Below are 404 nucleotides of genomic sequence, written 5' to 3' on the forward strand. Positions count from 1 at the left end.
CTTCTGAAGAAAAAGGAGATAAATGGCTGAAATTAAAAAACTTCCGAAGCAATCCTTCTTATATTTTCACTCTTCCCCATAGAATAATAATGCAATACCGGCACTCCCGCAGCCACCAGTTCCCTGCTCTGTTGAATGCACCATTCAATTCCCACTTCCTGCACCTGCTGGTTGGAACTGCACTTTTCCACCTCCTGGACAAGTTCTGACGGAAGATCCACATGGAAGCGGTGTGGAATGAGGCTTAGATGGTTTTTTACCGAAATAGGTTTTAGCCCGGGAATGATAGGAATATGAATTCCACTTTGCCTGCATTTTTCAACGAAATTAAAATAGCTGGAATTATCGAAGAACATTTGGGTCACCACATAGGCTGCTCCCGCTTCCTGCTTTGACTTGAGGTG

Annotated in this window: 1 protein-coding gene; it reads right to left on the bottom strand. The window is 43.8% G+C overall.

The annotated features are described in order from the left end of the window. Nucleotides 1-32: 32 nt before the first annotated feature. On the bottom strand, nucleotides 33-404 hold a 372-nt coding region (locus tag HC175_RS19670; RefSeq protein ID WP_209310128.1), incomplete at its 5' end, for a methylenetetrahydrofolate reductase.

This window comes from Salinimicrobium oceani (assembly GCF_012037645.1).